The sequence below is a fragment of the Staphylococcus sp. HMSC057A08 genome, from assembly GCF_001812925.1.
In the GTDB taxonomy this organism is placed as follows: Bacteria; Bacillota; Bacilli; order Staphylococcales; family Staphylococcaceae; genus Staphylococcus; species Staphylococcus hominis.
On sequence record NZ_KV810866.1, the window covers coordinates 1 to 2,496 of the forward strand.

3 protein-coding genes and 1 pseudogene are annotated in these 2,496 nt (G+C 28.6%); all 4 read right to left on the reverse strand.

Features of this window, described 5'->3' with window-relative positions; all coding sequences use genetic code 11:
* Nucleotides 1–269: 269 nt before the first annotated feature.
* On the reverse strand, nt 270–689 hold the full coding sequence (gene fosB / locus HMPREF2881_RS09820; RefSeq protein ID WP_070653739.1) for a FosB1/FosB3 family fosfomycin resistance bacillithiol transferase: 420 nt from the start codon (nt 687–689) through the stop codon (nt 270–272).
* Between the two features lie 223 nt (nt 690–912).
* Complete coding sequence (locus HMPREF2881_RS09825) at nt 913–1,257, reverse strand: DUF4260 domain-containing protein (protein ID WP_070653740.1); 345 nt, start codon at nt 1,255–1,257, stop codon at nt 913–915.
* Nucleotides 1,258–1,455: 198 nt separating this feature from the next.
* Nucleotides 1,456–1,620, reverse strand: a complete 165-nt coding sequence (locus HMPREF2881_RS11915) for a hypothetical protein (protein WP_176744878.1) — start codon at nt 1,618–1,620, stop codon at nt 1,456–1,458.
* 498 nt (nt 1,621–2,118) lie between these two features.
* Nucleotides 2,119–2,496 (reverse strand): annotated as a pseudogene (locus tag HMPREF2881_RS11540) (plasmid mobilization relaxosome protein MobC); the annotation flags it as partial.

Sequence of the window (2,496 nt, forward strand, 5' to 3'; positions counted from 1 at the left end):
CTGAGAGATAGGCGACCTGTATATTATATCATCTGTACTAGATGAGTTACATATAACTTTCGATAAGTCATTTTATGTCTAAATACACATCAAAAACTAACAATAAAAACCTTGATTTTAGTAAAATATAAGTACCTTCAAATTTTTTAAATTATTCAAGCTAATATATAAGTGCCTATCCCTATTTAAAAAAACGTTATTTCTATATAGTATCAAGACAAGAAGAAACTCGTTTCCACTCGTTTCAAAACAAAGCACATAACTTTGTTTTAAATATAAAAATTCATATGAGGTTTAGCCTCTTTATAATAATTCAATCTATCTTCTAAACTTCCTGTATGCAATTCTAATTTATGACCATCTAAATCAGTGAAATATATTGATTTTTTATCTCTAATATCTCTATCTCTACCTTCAAGAATATTTACTTCATTTTCTTTCAACCAGATATACCAATCTTCAAAATCGTTATCTGAAATTGTAAATGCTATATGAGTATACGAATATTTAATTTCGCTTCTAGGAATATTTTTTTCTTCGTTCAAAGCCAACCATATACCACCTAAATTAAAATAGGCCGAGGTCTCACCTTCAACTAAAATGTCAGCCCCTAAAATATCTCTGTAAAATTCAATTGATTTAGCTATATTAGAAACCGAATAAGTAATATGATTTATTCCTTTAATCATATTCTCCCTCCCTTTTTTTAAAAATTTTAACATAGTTGCTTTATTCCAATTGCTTTATTGACGTTGAGCCTCCGAACCCTTAACAAATAGCAATTATCAAAAACAAACCAGCATTCATAAAAAAACTCCTTTTTTAAATATTTTATTTATTACAAGAGTTATCAAGACAAGAAGAAACTCGTTTTCAACTCGTTTCTAAAAGCCTCAAAAAGACAAATTACTTTTATACTTTTTGTATTGTTGTTTTATCAAAACCAACAGTGTATTTTAAACCATATCCAATCGTTCTATCCATCGAAATATGAGCCAACCAAATCAATGCAATTCCTAATAAAAAGTTCACTCCCATAGCTAAATAAAGCAAAGTAATCAATATCGGAATTATATAAGAATGACCAATATTATAAATATAACTACCAATTTTATTATTGTATAAATATCCCAACATAGAAATATCAGGAACTAGCAAAAGTATTAAAAAAAGCCATAATGAAAAACCAAACATAAAGTAAATAATCACAGCAGTAATAAAAACAAATGCATTTTCCAACCTAATCAAAATACTCATAAAGCCACTCCTTTTTTAAAATTTTACTATAATTATTTTGTTTCAATTGCTTTATTGACGTTAATTCTAAGAACACTTAACACTCCCTAAAATTATCGAATGATCAGGCTCATAGCTCTTCTATGTCGAAATTCGTCTGTAAGCTTAGTTAGAGGTTCTTCTCAACGTCAATAAATTTTCTTGTCATAAATCCGTAGTCTAATAAAAGAAATTCATTAAAGTCATGATAAAGGTTAATAAACAAGCAATTAGTATGACTAACTTACCTTTTTCTGTTTTTTCACTTCCTTTTCTGTATTCTCTCATTACAAATAACCAAGAAAGAATAACTAAAATTCCGAAAATAATACTTATAACTTTCATAAATTTAGTCGCTCCTTTTTTAAGCAAACTTTATCATAAAAGTTATTAAATTTTAAAATACTCTTATTTACATAGTCTAATGACCTCGCCGAGTATTTTGATATTTCATTAATCGCTACTTGATGATATGGTGCAATTTTCTCGGATAATTCTATTACATGTGAATTATGTTCTGTTGTGTTACTTCGCCTAGATTAAATAACTGGTAACTACGTATTCTTCGTTGTCACTCATTTTTTCGTATAGTTCCCGTGTTGCTTTTAAATCCCTTTTAGCGTTTTTGATCACTCTTAATGTTGATTTAGTTTAACTGATTTTAGTTGTTGCCACTATTATCATCTCGTTTATTCGGTTTAGTTAAAATATCAGTTAAAATGCCCCATAATGCGAAAACTAATACAAATAAAAGAGAATATCTATGATTAATATAATCTGTTGTGAAAGAAAGAACCGCATAAGTAATTACAAATATAAATAAGAGTAAAAAAGAAATAACTCTTATCTTAGCCTTTGCCATATGTCATCCAGCCTTTCTCGTAATTTATGGATATTATATTCTAATGCTTTATAATTCGGTACTTCATATTGATGTTGGTTACAATATTTAGCGATTTGATTTGCGTTTGCCCCCAACATACTTAAATATTTGGCAATAGATTATCGCGTTTTTTTATCAAATTTTGGTACGACCAATCGACTACCTTGTGCTTTTTCTTTACGAAAGCAGGCACACTCATATTTAAAGTTTCCGCAAATTGTTGTAACTTTAAATATTCGTCTTCTCTCACTCGAAAGCTAATTTGTTTAGGCTCCTTACGGTTAGGTTTTCGGTTTTTCCTAACAGTATCGTCGCTAGACACAAATGTGTCTCGTTCA